Consider the following 22,263-nt stretch of genomic DNA (forward strand, 5'->3'; position numbering starts at 1 on the left):
GCCGCCGAGCGGTTTGCGAGGATGAGCCCATGGCATACGACGCGAGCACGCTGCCCGACGTGTCCGGGCTGACGATCGGCATCATCGGAGGCACCGGCGACCAGGGACGCGGCCTCGCCTACCGCCTCGCCCGGGAGGGGCAGACGGTGCTGATCGGCTCCCGGTCCGCGGAGCGGGCCGCCGAGTCCGCCGCCGAGATCGCCGCGCTGCCCCGGATGCCGGCCGACGTCCGCATCACCGGCGCCGCCAACGACGAGGTGGCCCGCCGGAGCGACGTGGTAATCATCGCGGTGCCGTGGGACGGTCACGCCGCCACCGTCGCCGCTCTCGCCGAGCCGCTGGCCGGGACGATCGTCGTCGACTGCGTCAACCCACTGGGCTTCGACAAGCAGGGCCCGTACGCGCTCACCGTCGCCGAGGGCAGCGCCGTCCAGCAGGCCGCCGCGCTGCTGCCCGAGTCGCGTGTGTGTGCCGCGTTCAACCACGTCAGCGCCCCACTGCTGGCCGACCCCGAGGTCGACCGGATCGACCTCGACGTGCTGATCTGCACCGAGGACCGGGAACTCGTCGACATCGTCGGAGCGCTCGCCGCGCGAATCCCCGGGATGCGCGGCATCTACGCCGGGCGGCTGCGCAACGCCCACCAGATCGAGGCGTTCACCGCGAACCTGATCGCCATCAACAAGCGCTACAAGGCCCACGCCGGCATCCGCGTCACCGACCTCTGACAGTGCCCTGAGGGATCATGAGGCATGACCGATGCTGACGCGGTGTTGAGGATCGCGGATCTGCGCCGAGCGTGCTCCATGTTGTTGGATGCGGCGGAGAGCCGATTCGGTCCGGAGATCCAGCTGTCACAGCTCGACGTCGACCACTACTGGAACATGGACCTGGGCGCGGCATTTCGGATGGTCAAGCAGCCCGAGCTGGACATCGACTGCGGGCAGAGCAGCGACGATGTCGCCGAGCTGACGAGCCTCCTGCGGCGGGGTGGTCCAGAGGGCATCGTGTCGCTGTGGCACGACCTTTCGCACGTGAGCGGGCTGTTGCGGCTGCTGGCGTACCTCGATCTGCCCGACACCCGCGAGGTGCGCGAAAACTAGCCGTCGTCATGACTGCCTCCATCGCCGGCAGTCTGACCACACTCATTGATCATGGTGATCGAATCTGTCGTACTCCTGTTCTAATCTTGGACTGTGATTGACGAGTTGGCGCAGGCGCGGGGTGCAGTGGCGGCATCCGCCGCCGCGCCCGTCTGGGCCCTCGCGGAGCATGACCTGGTGGCTGCGCTCGACGCCGCGCACCGGCTCGAGCAGCAGCTCGCGGCGGTCAAGCTGGCCCTGGTTCGCGAGCTGGATGGCCGGGGCACGGCACAGGCGCAGGGCGCGTCGTCGACGGCGGTCTGGTTACGCGACCGGCTCCGGCTGAGCGTCCCCGCCGCCCGCCGACTGGTCGAGTTCGCCAGCACCCTCGACACGGGCGCTCCCGAGGTCCGCCAGGCGCTGGCCGACGGGGACGTCACCCTGGAGCAGGCCCGGGTCATCGCCGACACCGTCGACAACGTTCGGGCCACCGCCGGCACCGAGGTCGCCGGCAGGGCCGTCGGCGTCCTCGTCGACTGGGCCGGCCAGTTCGATCCCACCCTGCTGCGCAAGCTCGCGACCCGCATCCTCGACCACGTCGCCCCCGAGATCGCCGACGCCGCCGCCAAGGCCGCCCTCGACGCCGAAGCCCGTCGAGCCACCCGGGACCGTCATCTCACCCTGTCCGAGCTGACCGACGGCCGGCTTCGATTGAGCGGCACCCTCGACGCGGAGACCGCCGGCCTGCTCCGCACCGCCATCGACCCGCTGACCGCGCCCTCCGGGCAGGACGACCAGCGGTCACCCGGGCAACGACGTCACGATGCGCTCGCCGACCTCTGCCGACTGGCCCTGCGTACGGGTGAACTGCCCGAACACGGGGGCGACCCCGCGCAGCTCGTCGTCACCACCAGCTTCGACGGCCTGGTCCGGCAGCTCGGCGCGGGCACCCTCGACACCGGTCTCGCGCTCACCGCCGAGACCGTGCGGCGGCTGGCCTGCGACGCCGCCATCCTGCCCACCGTCCTCGGCGGCACCAGCCAGACCCTCGACGTCGGCCGGCAACGCCGACTCGTCACCGGCCCTCTGCGCCGAGCCCTCGTGCTCCGCGACCGAGGCTGCGCGTTTCCCGGCTGCGACCGCCCGCCGCGCTGGTGCGATGCCCACCACATCCGCCACTGGGCCGACGGCGGCGACACCAGCCTCCACAACGCAGTGCTCCTCTGCGGCCACCACCACCGGCACATCCATCAAGGCGAGTGGGCCATCCGTCTCAGTGCCGACAGTCACCCCGAATTCGTCCCTCCGGCCTGGCTCGACCCGGAACAGGTCCCCCGCCGCAACCACTACCACCGGCGAACGTGACCGCGGCCGGACATGCCAGCGGGGACAGCCCTGGCTCGATGCCCATCTTCGCTGGAAAGTCGGCTCGTCCACCGCGGCCTCTGCAACGGGGAGTGCCCGCCGACCTTGGCTTCCGCCGGTGGAGGCGGCGCCCTGTGACTGCCGGCGGGGCAGTGCCGCCGGCAGTCGCCTGCTCCCAGCGTGCCCCCTAGCCGGCAGTCCCAGTCGGCGCAGCCTGGCCGTGCCGGACGGTCAGCCGTGTTCGGCCCTAGAAGGTGTGCTCGGCGGCCGGGAAATCGCCGCCGCGGACCTCGTCTGCGAAGCGGCGGGTGGCGTCGGTGAGGACGTCCGCGAGGTCGGCGTACCGCTTCACGAAGCGCGGCGCCTTGCCGGTGCGCAGGCCGGCCATGTCCTGCCAGACCAGCACCTGGGCGTCGGTGTCCGGGCCGGCGCCGATGCCGACCGTGGGGATCGGCAGCTCGTGGGTGATCTGCTTGGCCACCACGCCCGGCACCATCTCCAGCACCACCGCGAACGCGCCGGCCTCGGTCACCGCCCGCGCGTCGGCCAGCACCTCGTCGGCCGTGTCGCCCCGCCCCTGCACCCGGTAGCCGCCCAGCGTGTGCTCGCTCTGCGGAGTGAAACCGATGTGCGCCATCACCGGGATGCCGGCGCCGACGATCGCGGCGATCTGCGCGGCGCACCGTCGGCCGCCCTCCAGCTTCACCGCGTGGCAGCCGCCCTCCTTCATGAACCGTACGGCGGTGCGCAGCGCCTGGGCCGGGCCCTCCTCGTACGAGCCGAACGGCAGGTCACCGACGACGAGGGCCTGCCGGGTCGAGCGCACCACGGCCCGTACCAGCGGCAACAGGTCGTCGGCGGTGACCGGCAGGGTCGTCTCGTAGCCGAACACGTTGTTCGCCGCCGAATCGCCGACCAGCAGCACCGGTACGCCGGCCCGGTCGAAGATGCCCGCCGTGTACTGGTCGTACGAGGTGAGCATCGGCCACCGTTCGCCGCGCTCCTTGGCGGCGATCAGGTCGCGGGTGCGGACCCGTCGGGTGACCGGGCCGCCGTACAGCGCGGTCACCTCGTGCGGAGTGGACTCGATCATGACTGTCTCCCTTCCTCGAGGCCGCCTGCGCGGTCCCCGGGCTCCGCCGATCGTCGCACCGCGCGACAGCCTGGCGGCAGGGCCCAGTGGAAGATGTCACTCGGGAGCCGTGCGACGTCAGCCGTGCTCGCGCCACCGGTTCGTGATCGGCAGTCGACGGTCTCGGCCGAACGCCTTCATGGAGATCTTCGTGCCCGGCGCGGACTGGCGTCGCTTGTACTCGGCGGTATCCACCAGTCGCAGCACCTTGTCGACGACGGCCGGGTCGTGGCCCGACTCGACCAGCCCGTCGCGGCCCAGGTCGCCGTCGACGTACCCGATGAGGATCGGGTCGAGTACGTCGTAGTCGGGCAGGGAGTCGCTGTCGAGCTGGCCGGGGCTCAGCTCGGCGCTCGGCGGCTTGCCGATCGAGTTCTCCGGGATCGGGGCGGTCTCGCCGCGGCGGGCCGCGTCCGCGTTGCGCCACTTCGCCAGACGCCACACGAGCGTCTTCCAGACGTCCTTGATCGGGTTGAAGCCGCCCACCGAGTCGCCGTACAGGGTGGAGTAGCCGACCGCCAGCTCGCTCTTGTTGCCGGTGGTCAGGACCAGGTGGCCCTCCTGGTTCGACAGCGCCATCAGGATGACACCGCGTACCCGGGCCTGGAGGTTCTCCACGGCGATCCCGGACAGCGACAGGTTGGCCAGGAAGGCGTCCACCATCGGCTGGATCGGCTCGACGCGGTAGTCGAGCCCGGTGCGCTTGGCCAGGTCGGCGGCGTCCTCACGGGAGTGCTCGGAGGAGTGCTGACTGGGCAGCGACACACCGACCACCCGGTCCGGGCCGAGCGCGTCGACGGCGAGGGCGGCCACCACCGCCGAGTCGATGCCACCGGAGAGGCCGAGCACCACCGAGGCGAACCGGTTCTTGTTGACGTAGTCGCGCAGGCCCAGCACCAACGCGTGCCAGACCTCGGCCTCGTCGGCGACCGGCTCGATCAGCCCGCCGGTGACGGCCGGGCCGGACGGCGCGGGCGGGATCGCCTCCACCGTGTGGTGACTGATCCGCATGCCGTCCGCGACGCTGTCGCTGCCGGGGGTCGTGGTCGCGGCCGGCAGCTCGACGTCGTGCACGAGCAGGTGTTCGACGAACTGCGGGGCACGGGTGAGCAGTTGGCCGTCGGGGGTGACGATCATCGAGTCGCCCTCGAAGACCAGCTCGTCCTGGCCGCCGATCATGTTGACGTACGCGATGGTGGCGTTCGCCTCGGCGGCCCGGCGGCGGACCAGCGGCAGGCGGATGTCGTCCTTGTTCAACTCGTACGGCGAGCCGTTGATGTTGACCACGAGGCCGACGCCGGCCTGCCGGGCGGCGGTGAACGGCCCACCGGCCTGCCACAGGTCCTCGCAGATGGTCAGCGCGACGTCCACCCCGCCGATCCGCACGACGGTCAGCTCCTCGCCGGAGACGAAGTAGCGGTCCTCGTCGAAGACGCCGTAGTTGGGCAGGTGGTGCTTGAAGTAGCGGGCGACCACCTCGCCCCGGTGCAGCAGCGCGGCGGCGTTGCGGGCGCCCCGCCCCGGCTCGGCGTCCCCGCTGACCTGCGGCGGGCCGTCGGCGTCCAGGTAGCCGACGACGACCGGCAGGTCACCGAGGCCGTCGTCGGCGAGGTCGGCCGCGAGCTGCCGCACGGCGGCCTGGGACGCGGCGACGAAGGAGCGTCGGAAGACCAGGTCCTCGACCGGGTAGCCGGTCAGCATCATCTCCGGGAAGAGCACCAGCTGGGCGCCGGCGTCGGCGGCCTGGCGGGTCCAGCTGCGGACCAGGTCGGCGTTGCCGACGAGATCGCCGACGCTCGGGTTGACCTGGGACAGGGCGAGACGCAGGGTGGGCATGTCCTCATCTTGCCTCAGCTTCGCCGGAGCAATCCGTACCCTCGGACGAGACGGCGGCCACGCGCGGACACCGCGCGGCCGTCGTGCCGCATCGGTACCGCTCGGCGGGCGGGACACGAGGGGACGGGCGGCGGCGGTTCGCGTAACGTCTGCGTAACCAGGCCCGGGAACACTGGGCGGTCAGGTCGGGCGCAGCCCGGCCAAGGCGGACAAAGAGTGTCGCGAGGGGTTGGGGAAGTGGACCGTCAGCAGGAGTTCGTCCTCCGTACGCTGGAAGAGCGGGACATCCGGTTCGTCCGGCTGTGGTTCACGGACGTGCTGGGCACGCTCAAGAGCGTCTCGGTGGCGCCCGCGGAGTTGGAAGCGGCCTTTGAGGAGGGCATCGGCTTCGACGGCTCGGCGATCGAGGGCTTCGCACGCGTCTTCGAATCGGACATGGTGGCGATGCCCGACCCCACCACCTTCCAGGTCTTCCCGTTCGAGGGCGGGGTCAGCGGCGAGAGCGCCCGGATGTTCTGCGACATCCTGCTGCCCGACGGCGGCCCCTCCTGGGCCGACCCGCGGCACGTGCTGCGCCGCGCGCTGTCCAAGGCGGCCGAGAAGGGCTTCACCTTCTACACCCACCCCGAGATCGAGTTCTTCCTGCTGGAGAACGGTCCGCAGGACGGCTCGGTGCCCACGCCCGTCGACACCGGCGGCTACTTCGAGCACACCACCCACGCCGTGGCCCGCGACTTCCGCCGCCAGGGCGTGCTGGCGCTGGAGCGGATCGGCATCTCGGTGGAGTTCAGCCACCACGAGGTCGCGCCCGGCCAGCAGGAAATCGACCTGCGGTACGCCGACGCGCTGACCACCGCCGACAACATCATGACCTTCCGCCACGTGGTCAAGGAGGTCGCCCTCTCCACCGGCGTGCAGGCCAGCTTCATGCCGAAGCCGTTCACCGACCAGCCCGGCAGCGGCATGCACACCCACCTGTCGCTGTTCGAGGGCGAGCGCAACGCCTTCCACGACGGTGGCGACCCGATGAAGCTCTCCAAGGTGGCGAAGTCCTTCATCGCCGGCCTGCTGGTGCACGCCCGGGAGTACACGGCGGTCACCAACCAGTGGGTCAACTCGTACAAGCGGCTCTTTCCGCAGCACCTGCCCGACCGGATCACCGAGAGCCCGGCGTACGTCTGCTGGGGTCACCTGAACCGGTCCGCGCTGGTGCGGGTCCCGGCGTACGGCAAGCCGAACTCGGCCCGGGTCGAGGTCCGCTCGCTGGACTCGGCGACCAACCCGTACCTCGCCTTCGCGGTCCTGCTCGGCGCGGGCCTCAAGGGCATCGAGGAGGGCTACGAGCTGCCGCCGGGGGCCGAGGACGACGTCTGGTCGCTCAGCAGCGCCGAGCGCCGCGCCATGGGGTACGAGGCGCTGCCGGAGAACCTCGCCGAGGCGATCGACGTGATGGCCGAATCCGAACTGGTCGCCGAGGTGTTGGGCGAGCACGTCTTCGACTTCTTCCTGCGCAACAAGCGGGCCGAGTGGGAGCAGTACCGCCGCGAGGTCACCCCGTACGAGCGGCAGCGTTACCTGGCGCTGTAGGCGCGGGGCTGACGCGGTTGCCCGCTGCCGCTATCGTCTCGATCACCGCGCCGGTACCCCTTCCGGGCGGAGATTCGGGAGGCAGTCGGTGCTGGAGGACCTGCTCAGCGGTGCCTGGCAGAGCGTCGTGTTCGGGGTCGTGGGCGTCGGGCTCATGGCGGCCGGGTTCGGGCTCGTCGACCTGCTGACACCGGGGCGGTTGCGGGAGCTGATCTGGGTCGAGCGCAACGCCAACGCGGGGCTGCTGCTCGCCGCCAACCAGCTCGGCATCGCTGGCATCGTCTTCACGGCGATCCTGACCAGCTACAGCGACTTCGCCAGGGGGCTCGCCTCCACCGTGGTGTTCGGGCTGCTCGGGCTGGCCATCATGGCGCTGGCGTTCTTCGTCCTGGACCTGCTCACCCCGGGCAAGCTCGGTGAGGTCATCTGCTCGTCCGAGCCGCACCCGGCGGCCCGGGTCAGCGCCGCCACGCACTTCGGCGCCGCGCTGATCGTCTGCGCCTGCATCGCCTGAGCCTGCTTCGCCTGAGCCTGCGTTGCCTGAGCGCAGTCGTACCCCGGTCGTAGCGTGCCGGGCATGAACCGTACGGACCGGCTCTACGCCCTGGTCGAGGAGCTGCGGGCCGTGTCGCCACGGCCGCGCAGCGCCCGCTGGCTCGCCGTGCGCTTCGAGGTGAGCAGCCGGACCATCGAACGGGACATCGGCGCGCTCCAGCAGGCCGGCGTACCGATCTGGGCCGAGCCCGGCCGTACCGGCGGCTACGTCCTGGACCGCGCCCACACGCTGCCGCCGGTCAACCTGACCGCCGCCGAGGCGGTCGCGATGGCCGTGGCGCTGCACCGGCTCGCCGGCTCGCCGTTCGCCGCACCGGGCGCCACCGCGCTGCGCAAACTGCTGGCGGTGCTGCCGGCCGCCGACGCCGCCGAGGCGCACCGGCTCGCCGGCCGGGTGCACCTGGTCGGTGACGGGCCGGCCACGCCCGTCCCGGCCACCGTCGCCCACGCGGTCGCCGCGCGGCGGGTGCTGCGCATCCGGTACGCCGACCGCGCCGGCACCGACTCGCTCCGCGACGTCGAACCGCTGGGCTACCTCGGCAACACCCACCACTGGTACCTGGTGGCCTGGTGCCGCCTCCGGGCCGAGCTGCGATGCTTCCGCACCGACCGCATCCGGTCGGTCGAGGCCCGGCCAGAGGTGGTGGTCCGGGACCTCCGCCTGGAGGACCTGGACATCCCGCACGGGCGTGTCCGTGCGCTGAGCCTGGTCTGAGCGCGCGGTGTGAGCGCGCGTCCGGCGGTCACCCGGCCAGGTGATCGGGAAACACCGACAGGACGGTGTCGCGAGCGGCTTCGAGACTGCACCGGAAGCCGGCCGAACGGCCGGCAACGCGAAGACCTGGAGGCAGCATGTCCGCGACGCCCATCACGTGGTTCGAGATCGGCACCGACCGGCCGGAGGAGGCGGAGCGCTTTTACGGCGACCTGTTCGGCTGGGCCTTCACGGAGGAGGGCGGGGCCGCCGGCTCCTACCGGACGACCGGGGCTGGTGGCGACACCGGGATCGGTGGAGCGATCCGGGCGACCGACGGCTCGGCGCCGAACTACACGATCTTCTATGCCGAGGTCACCGACGTGGCGGAAACCTGCCGGCGGGCCGAGGCGGCCGGTGGTCAGGTGCTCATGCCGCCCCGGACCACGCCGACCGGGCTCACGCTGGCCCGGCTGACCGACCCGACCGGCAACCACCTGGGCGTGTTCGCGTCCCCACCCGCGCAGGGCTGACGCCGGTGGGCGGGTGCCCGGCGGCCCGCCAGGCGCAAGGTCGACTCCAGGTAGCCGATGTGGCGGTGTCCGAGTGCGATGGACACCGCCACATCGGCGAACCGGAGTCGCTGATCACCTCAACATCGTGGAAGTCGGGGTATCCGGGAGCGCCGGACACCCCGAATTCACGGAAGTCGAGTGGATCAGGCCGGGCCGCCCTGTCCGGCCGGGCCGCCCTGTCCGGCCGGGCCGCCCTGTCCGGCCGGGCCGCCCTGTCCGGCCGGGCCGCCCTGTCCGGCCGGGCCGCCGTGGCCGAACGGGCCGGGGCGGCCGGCCGGGCCGGGGAAGACGCCGGCCTCGACGGCCTTGGTGATGGCGTCGGCCTGCTCCTGGGTGAGCTTGCCGTCCTTGACGGCCTGGTCCAGCCGCTCCTTGAGCGCGGCCTTGCGCTCCTCGGGGGAGTGGCGCTGCGGCCGGTCGGCCGGCCGGTGCTGCTCGCGGATCTTCTCCAGCGCGGCGGTCACCTTGTCGGTGGGCACGCCCAGCTCCTTGGCCAACTCCTCGGCGAACTGGCCCTGCCGGTCGGCCTTGGCCCCGGGCGCCGGGGCGGTGCTGGCGCTCGGCGTCGGGGTGTCGGCGGCGAAGGCGATCGTCGGGGCCGCGATCCCGACGCCGAGGACGCCGGCGGCGGCCAGACCGGCCAGCATGTGCTTCCTACTGATGGTGCGGGACATGCTCTCCTCCAGAAGGCTAGGTGATACGCGATGTCGTCACCGACAGTGACGGGTAAGCCTGGGTGCGAGCCGTGGCGAACCTGTCAGCGGGCTGACAATCGAAGGCGGAAATCGGTTGTGTTGTCGCTTGTCGGGCGGTCAGGGTCAGTCCACCGCCAACGAAGGGACGTACGCCCAGATGAGAGTCGAGATCCGGGAGATCGCACTCGTCGAGCCGGACGCCGGCCCGTACGGCATCACGGTCGGGCCCGACGGCGCGCTGTGGCTGACGTTGGTCCACGGCGGCGGCATCGCCCGCCTGGACCCCGACGGCTCGGTCCGAACCCACCCGCTGGAGCCGGCCGGCGGCCGCCCGTTGATCATCACGACGGGTCCGGACGGTGCGCTCTGGTTCACCCGCTCCGGTGATGACCGGATCGGTCGGATCACCGTCGACGGCGCGCAGCGCACGGTCGCCCTGCCGCCCGGTACCGGGCCGGGTGGCATCGCGGTCGGACCCGACGGGGCACTCTGGTACGCGGGGATGACCTCCGACACGATCGGCCGGGTAACCACCGACGGCACGGTGACAGCCTTTCCGCTGCCGGTCACCGGCGGTCTCCCCTCGATGATCACTGCCGGCGCGGACCACGCCCTCTGGTTCACCCTCAACCGCGCGAACGCGATCGGCCGGATCGCCCTCGACGGCACGGTGACGCTGTACCCGTTGCCCACCGCGGACGCCGGGCCGGTCGGCATCGCCCTCGGCCCCGACGGCGTCATCTGGTTCGTCGAGATCACCGCCGGCCAGGCCGGCCGGATCGACGTTGATGGCGTGATCGTCGAGTTCCCGCTGCCGGACCGGGCCGCGCGCCCGCACGCGATCGTGGCCGACCCGGCCGGGGGAGCCTGGTTCACCGAGTGGGGCGCCAACCGGATCGGTCACTTCGATGCGACCGGACGATTCGAGAGCTACGCCCTACCCAGCCCGCAGTCGGAACCACACGGCATCGTCCACACCCCCGACGGAGTATGGGCAGCCCTAGAAACCGGCGCACTAGCCCACCTGACCCGCACCAGCCCACCTGACCCGCACGAGCCCACCTGACCCGCACGAGCCCACCTGACCCGCACGAGCCCACCTGACCCGCACGAGCCCACCTGACCCGCACGAGCCCACCTGACCCGCGCTGATCATGAAGTTATTGCCGCGACACGCCGTAGCGAGTGACAACAACTTCATGATCGCTGGGGCTGGGGCTGGGGCTGGGGCTGGGGCTGGGGCTGGGGCTGGGGCTGGGGCTGGGGCTGGGGCTGGGGCTGGGGCTGGGGCTGGGGCTGGGGGTGGGGCTGGGGCTGGGGCTGGGGGTGGGGGTGGGGGTTACTGGACTGCGGGGGTGACTTTCAGGGTTTGGGTTTCGGTGTCCAGTTGTGCTTCGGTGCCTACCGGGACGGTCAGTTGGTCGGGGCCGTGGCCGATGGGGAGGCCGCCGAGGACCGGTACGCCCAGGTCGCCGAGGCGTTCGGTGAGCACGTCGACGATCGTGGTGTCCCAGCCGTCGCCGCAGCCGGTGAACTGCCCGACCGCAACGCCGGCCAGGCCGTCCAGCGCGCCGGCCCGGCGCAGGTGGGTGAGCATCCGGTCGACCTTGTACGGGGGCTCCTGCACGTCCTCGATCAACAGCACCGCGCCGGTCAGGTCGGGCAGGTCCGGTGTGCCGATCGACGCGGCGATCAGGCAGAGGTTGCCGCCGAGCAGGGTGCCGGTGGCGCGGCCCGGGACGCGTACGCCGAAGGTCTCCTCGGTGGGCACGGCCTCGACGGTCACCGGCTCGGTGGTCATCAGCGCCGCGTGCAGGGACTCGGCGGAGCGCAACGGCGTCCGCTCGTCCCGCCAGGCCGCCCCGGGGCCGTGCACCCCGGCCAGTCGGGCGCCCCGCCACAGGGCGAGCTGCAACGCGGTGATGTCCGAGAAGCCGGCCACCACCTTCGGGTCACGGCGGACGGCGGCCATGTCGATGGCGTCGACGATCCGCTGGGCGCCGTAGCCGCCCCGGGTGCAGATGACCCCACGGATCTCCGGGTCGGCGAACGCCGCGTTCAGGTCGGCGGCCCGCAGGTCGTCGGTGCCGGCGAGGTAGCCGTGGCGGGCGTACACGTTCGGGGCCGGTATGGGGCGCAGACCCCAGCCGGTGAGCAGCTCGACGCCCCGGGCCACCCGCTCCGGCGAGGTCGGCCCGGACGGCGAGACGAGCAGCACCGCGTCACCCGGGCGCAGCACGGGAGGGCGGACGGCGGCGGTGTCCTCGTTGATCACAACCGCAGAGCCTAACCACCGTCGCGGCACGGAGGCCGCCAGCCGGTGGCACGGACCGTGCCGGGACGTGGCGGAGCGCTCGGCACCCGCTAGCCTCGACGGGTGGCAACCGCGCTGGTGATCGAGAACGACCCGACGGACGACGCACGCCGGTTGGGTGAGTGGCTGACCGAGGCAGGGCTGGAGCTGCGGGTGCTCCGCCCGCACGCCGGTGACGAACTCCCCGCGGACCTTGAGGGGTACGTGGCGCTGGTGGTGCTGGGTGGCGACCAGCAGGCGTACCCGCTGTCGGACGGCGCGCCCGGCGCGCCCTGGTTTCCGGCCGTGGAGGGCCTGCTGCGCAAGGCGGTCCGGTACCGCGTGCCCACCCTGGCCGTCTGTCTGGGCGCGCAGTTGCTCGCCACCGCGCACGCCGGGCTGGTCGAGCGGAGTCCGTCCGGGCCGGAGATCGGCCCCGGCGTGGTCGGCCGGCGGGACGCCGCCGAGCAGGACCCCCTGTTCCGGTACGTGCCGCTGATCCCGGACGTGCTCCAGTGGCACTCCGACGAGATCACCGAGCTGCCCCGGGGCGCGACCCTGCTGGCGGCCTCCACCCGCTATCCGCACCAGGCGTTCCGGCTCGGTGACCGGGCGTGGGGTGTGCAGTTCCACATCGAGTGCGACACCGCGATGATCGCCGACTGGGCCACCGACTCGACCCTGCTCGCCGAGCTGGGCTACGACCCGGAGCTGGTGGTCGCGGCCTGCGACTCGGTGATGGTGGACGTCGAGGAGGTCTGGCAGCCGTTCGCCGCCCGATTCGCCGCGCTGGCCCTGGGCGAGTTGGACGACAGCACGATCCGGCGCGGCCTGCCTCTGCTCGGGCACTGATGAGCCGGCCGACGAGGGCGCCGGGCCGGCTCGCCCGCTACGGCTTCGGCACCGCCGAGGACGACGGTGGCGCCCGCGCCGCCGACCTGCTCGGCCCGGACGGGCTGGGCCTCTGGCAGCTCCAGGAGCAGGAGCCGGTCGACGACACGGCCGGGGAGTTGCTCGCCTCGCTGTCCCGCGCCGCCGACCCGGACCTCGCGCTGCGCCAACTGCACCGCATCGTCGAGGCCGAGAGCCGTATCAGCGCCGCCGGCACCAGCGCCGCCGGCACCAGCGCCGCCGGCACCAGCGCCGCCGGCACCAGCGCCGCCGGCAGCGGCACCGGCTCGCCACTGCTCGCGGAACTGCACGCCGATCCCGGGCTGCGGCGTCGACTGATCGCCGTCCTCGGCGCGTCGTCGGCGCTCGGCGACCATCTGGTGGCGAACCCCGAGCACTGCCTGGCGCTGCGCACCGCGTCGGACGGGCTCGCGCCGATCGCCGAGGGTCGACTGGAACTGGTCGGTGACGGCAATCCGGTGGCGGTGCTGCGCAGCGCGTACCGGCTGGCCCTGCTGCGGATCGCGGCGGCCGACCTCACCGGCGGCCGTGCCCTGGAGCAGACCATGGCGGCGCTGTCCGCGCTGGCCGACGCGACCCTGGCCGCCGCGTACGAGATCGCCGTCGACGAGTTGGCGGCCGGCACCGAGCGGCCCCGGCTGGCCGTGGTGGCCATGGGTAAGTGCGGCGGCGGCGAGCTGAACTACGTCTCCGACGTGGACGTGATCTTCGTGGCCGCCGAGGACGCGGACCTGCCCGCCGCGACCCAGGTGGCGACCCGACTGATCTCCGTCTGCGGAATGGTCGCCTGGCCGGTGGACGCCGCCCTGCGACCCGAGGGCAGCCGTGGCCCGCTGGTGCGTACCCTCGCCAGCCACCTCGCCTACTACCGCCGGTGGGCGCGTACCTGGGAGTTCCAGGCGCTGCTCAAGGCCCGCCCGGCCGCCGGTGACCTGCCACTGGCGAAGGAGTGGGTCGACCAGCTCGCGCCGCTGGTGTGGCGGGCCGCCGAACGACCCGAGGCGGTCGAGGACGTCCGCGCGATGCGCCGGCGGATCATCGACAACGTCCCGCCGAAGGAGCTGGAACGCGAGATCAAGCGTGGTCCCGGCGGGCTGCGCGACATCGAGTTCGCCGTCCAGCTCCTGCAACTCGTACACGGCCGTGGCGACGAGACGCTGCGCGCGCCCGGCACCATCCCGGCGCTGCGCGCGCTCGTCGCCGGCGGCTACGTCGGCCGCGCCGACGGCGAGTCGCTGCTGCGCGGCTATCGCTTCCTGCGCGCCGTCGAGCACCGGCTCCAACTCCAGGCCCTGCGCCGCACGCACACCGTGCCCACCGAGCCGGGCGCGCTGCGCTGGTTGGCCGCCGCGCTGGGCTTCACGGCCGTGCCGGGCCGCAGCGCCGTCGAAAGCTTCCGGGCCGACTGGGTCACCCACGCCACCGAGGTACGCCGACTGCACGCCAAACTGCTCTACCGGCCGCTGCTGGAGTCGGTGGCCCGGGTGCCCGCCGACGGGCTCCGGCTCACCCCGGAGGCGGCCCGGCACCGGCTGGAGATCCTCGGTTTCGCCGACCCGGCCGGGGCGCTGCGTCACCTCCAGGCGCTGACCGGCGGGGTGAGTCGCACGGCAGCCATCCAGCGGACCCTGCTGCCGGTGCTGCTGAGCGAGTTCGCCGACGCGCCGGAGCCGGACCGGGGGCTGCTCAACTACCGCAAGGTGTCCGACAAGCTGGGCAGCACCCCCTGGTACCTGCGGCTGCTGCGGGACGGCGGTCCCGTCGCCCGTCGGCTGGCCCGGGTCCTGGCCCTGTCGCGGTACGTCGCCGACCTGCTCGCCCGCGATCCGGAGGCGCTGCGTCTGCTGGCCGAGGAGAACGAGTTGGCACCGCGTCCGCGTCCGGTGCTGCGGGAGGGCTTCCTGGCGGCGGCGGCCCGGCACACCGATCCGGTCGAGGCGACCCGCGCCGTGCGCGCGTCGCGCCGCCGGGAGCTGGTCCGGGTGGCCTGTGCCGACGTGCTCTGCCGGGCCGGCGCACTGGCACCCACCCCGACGCGGGCGGACGGCGGCACGCGGCCGTCGTCGGGGCTGGCCGACATCACCGAGGTCGGTACGGCCCTCGCCGACGTCACCGACGCCACCCTCGCCGCCGCGCTGCGCGCCGCCCGGGCCAGCCAACCGGCCCCGGAAGGACTGCGGTTCGCGGTGATCGGGATGGGCCGGCTCGGCGGGTACGAGTCGAACTACCTCTCCGACGCCGACGTGCTCTTCGTCTACGACCCGCCCGCCGGCAGCAGCGAGAGCGCGGCCAGCGCCGCCGCGCACGCCGTCGCGGAGGAACTGCGTCGACTGCTCGGCATGCCCGCCCCCGACCCGCCCCTCGGTGTCGACGCCGACCTGCGCCCCGAGGGCCGCCAGGGTCCGCTGGTCCGCAGCCTCGCCGCGTACGCCCAGTACTACGCCCGCTGGTCGCGGGTGTGGGAGGCCCAGGCGCTGCTGCGCGCCCGGTTCGTCTGCGGCGACGCCGACCTGGGCACCGAGTTCGAGGCGATGATCGAGCCGGTGCGGTACCCGGCCGACGGGCTGACCCGCGAGCAGGTCGTCGAGATCCGCCGGATCAAGGCCCGGGTGGAGACCGAACGGCTGCCGCGCGGCGCCGACCCGGCCACCCACACGAAGCTGGGCCGGGGCGGGCTGGCCGACGTGGAGTGGGCGGTCCAGCTCGTCCAGCTCCGGCACGCGGGCGCGGTCCCGGAACTGCGTGGCACGCGTACCCTCGATGCCCTCGCGGCGGCCGAGCGGGCCGGCCTGGTCGACCCGGCGGACGCCGCGGAGATGGCCGCCGGCTGGTCCCTGGCCGCGCACGTCCGCAACGCGTTGATGCTGGTCCGGGGCCGGGCCGGCGACCAGTTGCCCCGGCACGGGGTGGAGTTGGCCGGGGTGGTGCGGCTGCTCGGCCGCGACGACCCGGGGGAGTTCCTCGACGAGTACCTGCGCACCGGCCGTCGCTCCCGCGCCGCCGCCCAGCGTGTGCTGGAGGCGTAGCGCGCTCAGCCGCCGAGGGTGTATTCGCCGGCGCGGGGGACGGTGACGGTGGTCCAGTCGCCGTCGGCGGCGACGGTGGCACCGCCGGAGGCGGCCAGCCAGCGGCTGTGCCGGACGCGGACGGCCACCGGGCCGGCGGTCGGGGCCCGGAAGGTCACCGCCGCGCCGTCGGCGCGGACCAGCTCGGCGGGCGCGGCGACCAGCGGCGTCGGGTCGGTCACCGCCCAGACCCGCCAGTGCGGGCCGGACCACGCCGGCGTCAGATACGGCAGGCCGCCCTCGACCAGTTCCGCCTCGGCGCGACCCACCCAGGACAGCGGGGCGTCCGGCACCGCCACGTACTGCACGGCGTTCTCGGTCAGCCAGGCCCGGTAGCTGGCCGGCGTCAGCGGAACGCCGGTGCCGGTCGCGCCGGGCACCGTGGTGAAGAACAGCGGGTTGCGGTCGATGTCGGCCTGCCGCAGCCAGCCCCGGGCCAGCGGCACCTCGCCGAGGCGGGCCGCCTCCCAGTAGTTGCGCGTCGGCGGCACCTCCACCCGGCCGGTGAGCCGTTGCCCGGCCAGGAACGCGCGCAGCGGCGCGTGGTAGCCGGGCGCGCTTGTCGGGTCGCCGATGCCCCGCAGGTCAGCGGGGACCACCGGCGGCTGCCAGAAGCAGACGGCCGCCAACAGGACGGCCAGGCCGATCCCACCCAGCAGCCGGGGCGTCGCGCTGCCAGCCGGGGCGTCAGCGGGCCGATCGGTGTGCCGGCGGGCCAGCCGGGCCGACAGCCAGGCCGGCGGACGGGCGGCGGCGGCCAGCACCGGCAGCGCGAACATCGTCGCCAGCCGGGTCGCGTTCAACCCCACCGGCGTGTGCACCGCAGCGGCGGCCAGCACCCCGGCGGCGGCCAGCAGCGCGCCGAACCGCACCGGCCGGTAGGCCACCAGCGCCGCCACCACCAGGCTCGTCACCACCGCGCGCAGGGTGTCGGTCCGGCTGATGTTCATCCAGCCGCCGTCGCCGAAGAGGAGAGCGGTCGCGGCCAGCGGCACGGCCGCCGCGACGCCGAGCGCCAGACCGTCGGCGTACCGGCGGGCGAGCAGCAGCGCCACGCCCGCCAGGCCGACGAACAGACCGGCAACCGGGCTCGTCGCCGAGGCCAGCAGCGCGCCGGCCGCAGGCAGCGCGAGACGCCGACCCGGGGGTACGCGCCGAGTCAGCGCTACCAGTGCCGCCAGCCCGAACGCGACACCCAGGGCGTACGTCACCCGTCCCGACACCAGGTTGCCGGCCAGCGTGACCACGCCGATCAGGCTGCCCAGCAGCGGTCGGGGCACCGGGCTGCGGACCAGCAGCGCGGCCAGCGCCGTGGCCGACGCCACCAGCGCCAGCGCACCGGTCACCCGTACGCCGAGCACCGCCATCACCGGCTGCGACACGAGGCTGTAGCCAAACTGCTGCACCCCGGCGTACCAGCGCAGATCCACCGGAGTGAGACCGTGGGCGGCGAAGAAGTCAGCGCGGGCGACCTGCGCGGACAGGTCCGAGCCCATCAGCGGCAGCGCCAACCAGAGCGCGGCGAGCACGACGGAGCAACCGGCGGCCACCGCCACCACCCGACTGTGCCGCATGCCCACCTCCGTACCGCGACAACCGTACTGGCAGCATGTCCGGCGTGCCCCACCACCTCGCGCGCTGGACCGGACTGGCGGGATCGGCCTTGCTCGCCGTCGCCGCGTTCCTCGGCGGCGCCCTGCCCGACTCACCCCTGCGCAGCAACCCGGTCAGCATCTGGCAGGCGCCGAACGGGCCGCTGGTGCTCGCCGCCTGGCTGGTCGGCACCGCGCTTCTCGCGTACGCCTGGTGGTCGCTGCGCGACAGTGTGCCGTCGACCCGCTGGGCGTTGGTCACCATCGGGCTCTGGCTGCTGCCGCTGCTGATCGCGCCGCCGCTGGCCAGCCGGGACGTCTACGCGTACGCCTGCCAGGGGGCCAGCTACGCCGCCGGGATCAACCCCTACGAGCAGGGTGTCTCCGCGCTGCCCTGCCCCTGGCTGGACACCATCTCGTACATCTGGCGGGACACCCCCGCGCCGTACGGGCCGCTGTTCGTCGTGCTGTCCGGCGCGGTGGTCAAGGCCACCGGCTCGCTGACCGGCGCGATCGTGGTGTTCCGGCTGATCGCCGTGGCGGGGGTCGCGCTGATGGCGGTCAGCCTGCCGGTGCTGGCCCGACGGGTGGGCGTACCGGCCTCCCGGGCGGTCTGGCTGACCCTCGCCTGCCCGCTGGTCGCCGTGCACCTGGTCTCCGGCGCGCACAACGACGCCCTGATGGTCGGTCTGCTGGTCGCCGGGCTGGCCGTCGTCGCCTCCCGGCCCGGTCGCCCCGGTCCGCTGCTCGCCGGTGGCGCGCTGCTCGGTCTCGCCGCCGGCATCAAGGTGACGGCGCTGGTCGTGGTGCCGTTCGCCGCGCTGGCAGCGATCGTCGGCGGGTACTCGATCCGCGCGTTGATCCGCCACGGCGGTTGGGTGGTCGGCGGCGCGGTCGCCGTCGTGGTCGGGGTGACCTTCGCAGCCGGACTGGACTTCGGCTGGGTCGGCGGGCTGGCCCGGGGCGGTGACGTGATCGCCTGGACGTCACCGTCCACGGCGTTCGGGCAGACCATCGGCTACCTGGCGGTGCCCTTCGGCGGGCACGTCGACGCGCTCGCAGTCACCCGGGGGATCGGCGTCGCGGTGCTGGCGGTGCTGCTGGTGTGGCTGTGGTGGCGGGCCCGAACGCGGGAGCCGCTGTGGTACGCCGCCGTGGCGTTGACCGCCACGGTCGCCCTCGCGCCACTCTTTCACCCCTGGTACTGGGTCTGGCCCCTCGCCGTTCTGGCGGCCACCGCCCGGCGTACCGGATGGTTCGTCGTCGTCGCGCTGGTCGCGTCGTTCCTGGTGCTGCCGGACGGCACCGGACTGCCCCGGTACACCAAGACGGTCGGGGCGCCGCTGATGACGCTGTTGGTGATCGTGCTGGTCATCCGGTTGGTACGGTCGGCTCGGGCGGCCCGCCAACCGGTCGCCGCCGACTGAGGGACGGTGTGCCGGTGACCACTCCCGGCGCACCGCCGCCGATCCCCGGCCCGTCGACCGCCCGGTCTGCCCGGTACGCCGGCCTGGTCGGCGCGATCCTGCTCGCCGTCGCCGGGTATTTCGGCGGGGCGCTGCCCGACGCCCCGCTCGGCGCGACGCCGCAGTCGATTTGGCAGGCACCGGGCGGGCCGGCGACGCTGACCTGCTGGTTCGTCGGCAGCGCGCTGCTCGTCGGCGCCTGGTGGTCGTTGCGTGCCGGTGCGCCGACGGGCCGCTGGGCGTACGTCACCGCCGTGCTCTGGGTCCTGCCGCTGCTGATCGCGCCGCCCCTGGGCAGCCGGGACGTCTACTCGTACGCCTGCCAGGGCTGGACGTACGCGCACGGTGCCGACCCGTACGCCGTGGGGGTGGCCGCAGCAGGTTGCCCGTGGGTGGAGACGGTGGCGCCGATCTGGCGGGACACACCCGCACCGTACGGGCCGGTGTTCGTCCTGCTCGCCGCGCTCGCGGTGGGCGTCGGCGGCGGGCTCACGGGCACGGTCGTGGCGCTGCGGGTGATCGCGGTGGCCGGGCTGGTGCTGGCGGCGTCCTGCCTGCCTTCCCTGGCGCGGGCGGCCGGCGTGGCGACCCGACGGGCGGCCTGGTTGGCGCTGGCCGCGCCGCTGGTCGGCGTGCACCTGGTGGCCGGGGCGCACAACGACGCCGTGATGCTCGGGCTGCTGCTGTGCGGGCTGCTGGTGGTGGTCCGTCGGCCGGGCCGGGCCGTCGCCCTGCTGCTGGCCGGGGTGCTACTCGGGCTGGCGGTGACCGTGAAGGCCAGCGCCGTCGTGGTGGTGCCGTTCGCCGTGCTGGCGGGAGCGTCGGGCCGCACGGTGTTTCGGAGCGGCGTGTGGCTGGGCGGCGGCCTCGTCGCCGCGCTGCTGGTCACCTCGGCGCTGTCCGGACTCGGGTTCGGGTGGGTGGGCGGACTGACCCGCAGCGGGGACTCCGAGCAGTGGACGTCGCCGCCCACCGCCGTCGGCATGGTGGTGGACTACGCCGGTGCGCTGGCCGGGCGCGACCCGCAGGCGGTTCCGGTGGCCCGGACGGTGGCGTTGCTGCTGCTCGCGGTCCTGCTGGTGGCGCTCTGGTGGCGGACCTGGAGGGGGCTGCGAGCCTCGGGTGGACCGGTCTCGGACCGCTGCCGGGTGGCGCTGCGCGGTGCGGGCCTGGCACTTGTCGCCACGGTCGTCCTGTCCCCGGTCTTCCACCCCTGGTACGCGACCTGGCCACTGGCGCTGCTCGCGTTGACCGCAGCCCGGACGGCGTGGTTCGCGCTGCCGGCGGCGCTGGCGGCCTTCCTGGCGCTGCCCGACGGCACCAACCTGGCCCGCTTCACCAAGGCCCCCGGCGCGGTGGTCATGACCGTGTTGGTCCTGGCCCTGTTGGTCCTAGCCCTGCCGCGGGCCCTGCTGCTGCGCCGCAGCGACGTCGACACCCCTGGAAGATGGGTGCCGAGGCTGCGGCGTTAGGGCGGGCCGGGCGGGCCGGGCGGGCCGGGCGTGTCGATGCCCGGGTGCTGTCCCCGCACCCGTTGGGGTGGAGGAGGCACCTGTCGAGGCACATCCTTTGCTCTGCTTCAGCGGAGGCAACACCAGGTGCCCGATTATCGGACGTCCAGGTGTTTCCTCAGCTGAAGCAGAGCAAAGGACGACTGGGACACAGGCCGACCCTCCTCGGAGGAGGCAGCCCGGGGCACTCCGCTCGCTGGTCGCGCCGAGCGCGACCCGACCCAACCTGGCGAAGCGGGAGCGTGCCAATGCGTCTGGGCCGGCCCCGCGAATCGCGGAGCCGGCCCAGACGGTGGTGCGGTGTGACTGCTCAGCAGTCGTAGTACATGGCGAACTCGTGCGGGGTCGGGCGCAGACGCACCGGGTCGACCTCGTTGGCGCGCTTCCAGTCGACCCAGGTGGAGATCAGGTCGGGGGTGAAGACGCCGCCCTCGAGCAGGTAGTCGTGGTCGGCCTCGAGCGAGTCGAGCACGGCCGGCAGCGAGCCCGGGACCTGCTTGACGTCGCCCCACTCCTCCGGCGGGAGGTCGTAGAGGTCCTTGTCGATCGGCGTCGGCGGCTCGATCTTGCTCTTGATGCCGTCCAGGCCGGCCATCATCATGGCCGAGAAGGCCAGGTAGACGTTCGCCGACGGGTCCGGCACGCGGAACTCGACGCGCTTGGCCTTCGGGTTGCTGCCGGTCACCGGGATGCGGGTGCAGGCGGAGCGGTTGCGCTGCGAGTAGACCAGGTTGACCGGGGCCTCGTAGCCGGGGACCAGGCGACGGTACGAGTTGACCGTCGGGTTGGTGAACGCCAGCAGCGACGGCGCGTGGTGCAGCAGACCGCCGATGTACCAGCGAGCCATGTCGGACAGGCCGGCGTAGCCGGTCTCGTCGTAGAACAGCGGCTCACCGTTGAGCCAGAGGCTCTGGTGGGTGTGCATGCCGGAGCCGTTGTCACCGAAGAGCGGCTTGGGCATGAACGTGGCGGTCTTGCCGTTGGCCCAGGCCTCGTTCTTCACGATGTACTTGAAGAGCTGGAGCTGGTCACCGGCGTGCAGCAGCGTCGAGAACTTGTAGTTGATCTCGGACTGGCCGGCGGTGCCCACCTCGTGGTGCGAGCGCTCCACGGTGAAGCCGGTGTCGACCAGGCGACGCACGATCGAGTCACGCAGGTCGGCGTAGTGGTCGACCGGCGGCACCGGGAAGTAGCCGCCCTTGTAGGCGGTCTTGTAGCCGAGGTTGCCGCCCGACTCTTCGCGGCCGGTGTTCCAGGCGCCCTCGATCGAGTCGATGTAGTAGAACGACTGGTGCGCCGAGGTCTCGTGGCGGATCGAGTCGAAGATGTAGAACTCCGCCTCGGCGCCGAAGTAGGCGGTGTCGGCGATGCCGCTCGCCGCCAGGTACGCCTCGGCCTTCTTCGCGACGTTGCGCGGGTCGCGGCTGTAGGCCTCGCGGGTGAACGGGTCGTGGATGAAGAAGTTCAGCGCGAGCGTCTTCTGCGCGCGGAACGGGTCGATGAACGCGGTCGCGACGTCCGGGAGCAGGAGCATGTCCGACTCGTGGATCGCCTGGAAACCGCGGATCGACGAGCCGTCGAACGCGAGGCCGTCGGTGAAGAGGTCGTCGTTGACGGACTCGACCGGCAGGTTGAAGTGCTGCATCACACCGGGCAGGTCACAGAAACGAACGTCGACGAACTTCACGTCCTCGTTCTTGAGGTATCGCAGGAGTTCCTCGGGATTGGCGAACACACATCCTCCTGGCACGTCCACGGGGTGGCTAGGCTTCTGGCGACGCTAGGGCCGGGGAGTTGCCCGGCCATGTCTTCAGTGTTTCTGCCGTGTTACGTCCCTCGCGGAGCGTCAGGATGCTCCTGTCCGGGCGCTCAACCTGCGGGAACGGCGTACCGGCTGGGTCAG

The 22,263-nt window shown here is 73.0% G+C and carries 18 protein-coding genes; 12 read left to right on the forward strand and 6 right to left on the reverse strand.

Annotated elements, in window-relative coordinates:
* The first annotated feature begins 29 nt into the window (after nt 1-29).
* The 3 genes from npdG to ABZU91_RS18345 all read left to right on the forward strand — a co-directional run bounded on the left by npdG (nt 30) and on the right by ABZU91_RS18345 (nt 2,447).
* Complete coding sequence (gene npdG, locus ABZU91_RS18335; protein ID WP_355241427.1) at nt 30-728, forward strand: NADPH-dependent F420 reductase; 699 nt, start codon at nt 30-32, stop codon at nt 726-728.
* A gap of 24 nt (nt 729-752) precedes the next feature.
* Entirely contained in the window at nt 753-1,103 is a 351-nt protein-coding gene (locus ABZU91_RS18340) for a hypothetical protein (RefSeq protein ID WP_355241429.1), read from the forward strand.
* A gap of 93 nt (nt 1,104-1,196) precedes the next feature.
* Nucleotides 1,197-2,447, forward strand: coding sequence for a DUF222 domain-containing protein (locus tag ABZU91_RS18345; RefSeq protein ID WP_355241432.1), 1,251 nt, complete (start codon nt 1,197-1,199; stop codon nt 2,445-2,447).
* 247 nt (nt 2,448-2,694) lie between these two features.
* Here the strand turns inward: ABZU91_RS18345 and panB are convergent, their stop codons facing one another.
* A complete protein-coding gene (gene panB, locus ABZU91_RS18350) occupies nt 2,695-3,540 on the reverse strand; it encodes a 3-methyl-2-oxobutanoate hydroxymethyltransferase (RefSeq protein WP_355241435.1) in 846 nt (281 codons plus the stop codon).
* A gap of 117 nt (nt 3,541-3,657) precedes the next feature.
* The gene (locus ABZU91_RS18355) at nt 3,658-5,415 is read right to left on the reverse strand and encodes an NAD+ synthase (protein WP_355241437.1); all 1,758 of its coding nucleotides are present in this window, start codon (nt 5,413-5,415) and stop codon (nt 3,658-3,660) included.
* Nucleotides 5,416-5,652: 237 nt separating this feature from the next.
* On the opposite strand from ABZU91_RS18355, the gene glnA (ABZU91_RS18360) reads away from it, so the two are divergent.
* From glnA (ABZU91_RS18360) to ABZU91_RS18375, 4 genes are all read left to right on the forward strand, one after another.
* On the forward strand, nt 5,653-7,002 hold the full coding sequence (glnA, locus tag ABZU91_RS18360) for a type I glutamate--ammonia ligase (RefSeq protein ID WP_355241440.1): 1,350 nt from the start codon (nt 5,653-5,655) through the stop codon (nt 7,000-7,002).
* Between the two features lie 88 nt (nt 7,003-7,090).
* Nucleotides 7,091-7,516, forward strand: a complete 426-nt coding sequence (locus tag ABZU91_RS18365; protein WP_355241443.1) for a DUF350 domain-containing protein — start codon at nt 7,091-7,093, stop codon at nt 7,514-7,516.
* A gap of 63 nt (nt 7,517-7,579) precedes the next feature.
* Nucleotides 7,580-8,272: a WYL domain-containing protein gene (locus tag ABZU91_RS18370; RefSeq protein ID WP_355241446.1), complete on the forward strand. Its 693-nt coding sequence runs from the start codon at nt 7,580-7,582 to the stop codon at nt 8,270-8,272.
* A gap of 137 nt (nt 8,273-8,409) precedes the next feature.
* Nucleotides 8,410-8,784, forward strand: a complete 375-nt coding sequence (locus tag ABZU91_RS18375; protein WP_355241449.1) for a VOC family protein — start codon at nt 8,410-8,412, stop codon at nt 8,782-8,784.
* A gap of 185 nt (nt 8,785-8,969) precedes the next feature.
* Here the strand turns inward: ABZU91_RS18375 and ABZU91_RS18380 are convergent, their stop codons facing one another.
* The gene (locus ABZU91_RS18380; RefSeq protein WP_355241452.1) at nt 8,970-9,500 is read right to left on the reverse strand and encodes a hypothetical protein; all 531 of its coding nucleotides are present in this window, start codon (nt 9,498-9,500) and stop codon (nt 8,970-8,972) included.
* Nucleotides 9,501-9,678: 178 nt separating this feature from the next.
* Between ABZU91_RS18380 and ABZU91_RS18385 the strand changes: the two genes are divergently transcribed.
* Nucleotides 9,679-10,587, forward strand: a complete 909-nt coding sequence (locus ABZU91_RS18385) for a virginiamycin B lyase (RefSeq protein ID WP_355241455.1) — start codon at nt 9,679-9,681, stop codon at nt 10,585-10,587.
* Nucleotides 10,588-10,860: 273 nt separating this feature from the next.
* Here the strand turns inward: ABZU91_RS18385 and ABZU91_RS18390 are convergent, their stop codons facing one another.
* Nucleotides 10,861-11,796 (reverse strand): LD-carboxypeptidase, encoded by a 936-nt coding sequence (locus ABZU91_RS18390; RefSeq protein WP_355241458.1) that lies wholly within the window; start codon nt 11,794-11,796, stop codon nt 10,861-10,863.
* Nucleotides 11,797-11,898: 102 nt separating this feature from the next.
* Between ABZU91_RS18390 and ABZU91_RS18395 the strand changes: the two genes are divergently transcribed.
* Together ABZU91_RS18395 and ABZU91_RS18400 are read left to right on the forward strand one after the other, a co-directional pair.
* Nucleotides 11,899-12,666 (forward strand): type 1 glutamine amidotransferase, encoded by a 768-nt coding sequence (locus ABZU91_RS18395; protein ID WP_355241461.1) that lies wholly within the window; start codon nt 11,899-11,901, stop codon nt 12,664-12,666.
* A complete protein-coding gene (locus ABZU91_RS18400; RefSeq protein WP_355241464.1) occupies nt 12,666-15,752 on the forward strand; it encodes a bifunctional [glutamine synthetase] adenylyltransferase/[glutamine synthetase]-adenylyl-L-tyrosine phosphorylase in 3,087 nt (1,028 codons plus the stop codon). The genes ABZU91_RS18395 and ABZU91_RS18400 overlap by 1 nt, the downstream gene beginning before the upstream one ends.
* Before the next feature lie 5 nt (nt 15,753-15,757).
* Here the strand turns inward: ABZU91_RS18400 and ABZU91_RS18405 are convergent, their stop codons facing one another.
* Nucleotides 15,758-17,365 carry a hypothetical protein gene (locus ABZU91_RS18405; RefSeq protein WP_355241467.1) on the reverse strand — a complete coding sequence of 536 codons (1,608 nt, stop codon included), beginning with the start codon at nt 17,363-17,365 and terminating at the stop codon, nt 15,758-15,760.
* A 44-nt stretch (nt 17,366-17,409) separates the two neighbouring features.
* Between ABZU91_RS18405 and mptB (ABZU91_RS18410) the strand changes: the two genes are divergently transcribed.
* Nucleotides 17,410-18,810 carry a polyprenol phosphomannose-dependent alpha 1,6 mannosyltransferase MptB gene (mptB, locus tag ABZU91_RS18410; protein WP_355241470.1) on the forward strand — a complete coding sequence of 467 codons (1,401 nt, stop codon included), beginning with the start codon at nt 17,410-17,412 and terminating at the stop codon, nt 18,808-18,810.
* A 14-nt stretch (nt 18,811-18,824) separates the two neighbouring features.
* Nucleotides 18,825-20,321: a polyprenol phosphomannose-dependent alpha 1,6 mannosyltransferase MptB gene (gene mptB / locus ABZU91_RS18415; RefSeq protein WP_355241473.1), complete on the forward strand. Its 1,497-nt coding sequence runs from the start codon at nt 18,825-18,827 to the stop codon at nt 20,319-20,321.
* Between the two features lie 349 nt (nt 20,322-20,670).
* Here mptB (ABZU91_RS18415) and glnA (ABZU91_RS18420) read toward each other — a convergent pair whose 3' ends face one another.
* A complete protein-coding gene (glnA, locus tag ABZU91_RS18420; RefSeq protein WP_355241476.1) occupies nt 20,671-22,095 on the reverse strand; it encodes a type I glutamate--ammonia ligase in 1,425 nt (474 codons plus the stop codon).
* Between the last annotated feature and the right edge of the window lie 168 nt (nt 22,096-22,263).

The sequence above is a fragment of the Micromonospora sp. NPDC005174 genome, from assembly GCF_040608495.1.
Taxonomy (GTDB): domain Bacteria; phylum Actinomycetota; class Actinomycetes; order Mycobacteriales; family Micromonosporaceae; genus Micromonospora.

Bases quoted from the DNA above. Each gene is read 5' to 3' on its own strand.
- npdG (WP_355241427.1), top strand. From the start codon at position 30: ATGGCATACGACGCGAGCACGCTGCCCGACGTGTCCGGGCTGACGATC.
- ABZU91_RS18340 (WP_355241429.1), top strand. From the start codon at position 753: ATGACCGATGCTGACGCGGTGTTGAGGATCGCGGATCTGCGCCGAGCG.
- panB (WP_355241435.1), bottom strand. From the start codon at position 3,540: ATGATCGAGTCCACTCCGCACGAGGTGACCGCGCTGTACGGCGGCCCG.
- ABZU91_RS18355 (WP_355241437.1), bottom strand. From the start codon at position 5,415: ATGCCCACCCTGCGTCTCGCCCTGTCCCAGGTCAACCCGAGCGTCGGC.
- ABZU91_RS18370 (WP_355241446.1), top strand. From the start codon at position 7,580: ATGAACCGTACGGACCGGCTCTACGCCCTGGTCGAGGAGCTGCGGGCC.
- ABZU91_RS18375 (WP_355241449.1), top strand. From the start codon at position 8,410: ATGTCCGCGACGCCCATCACGTGGTTCGAGATCGGCACCGACCGGCCG.
- ABZU91_RS18380 (WP_355241452.1), bottom strand. From the start codon at position 9,500: ATGTCCCGCACCATCAGTAGGAAGCACATGCTGGCCGGTCTGGCCGCC.
- ABZU91_RS18385 (WP_355241455.1), top strand. From the start codon at position 9,679: ATGAGAGTCGAGATCCGGGAGATCGCACTCGTCGAGCCGGACGCCGGC.
- ABZU91_RS18400 (WP_355241464.1), top strand. From the start codon at position 12,666: ATGAGCCGGCCGACGAGGGCGCCGGGCCGGCTCGCCCGCTACGGCTTC.
- ABZU91_RS18405 (WP_355241467.1), bottom strand. From the start codon at position 17,365: ATGCGGCACAGTCGGGTGGTGGCGGTGGCCGCCGGTTGCTCCGTCGTG.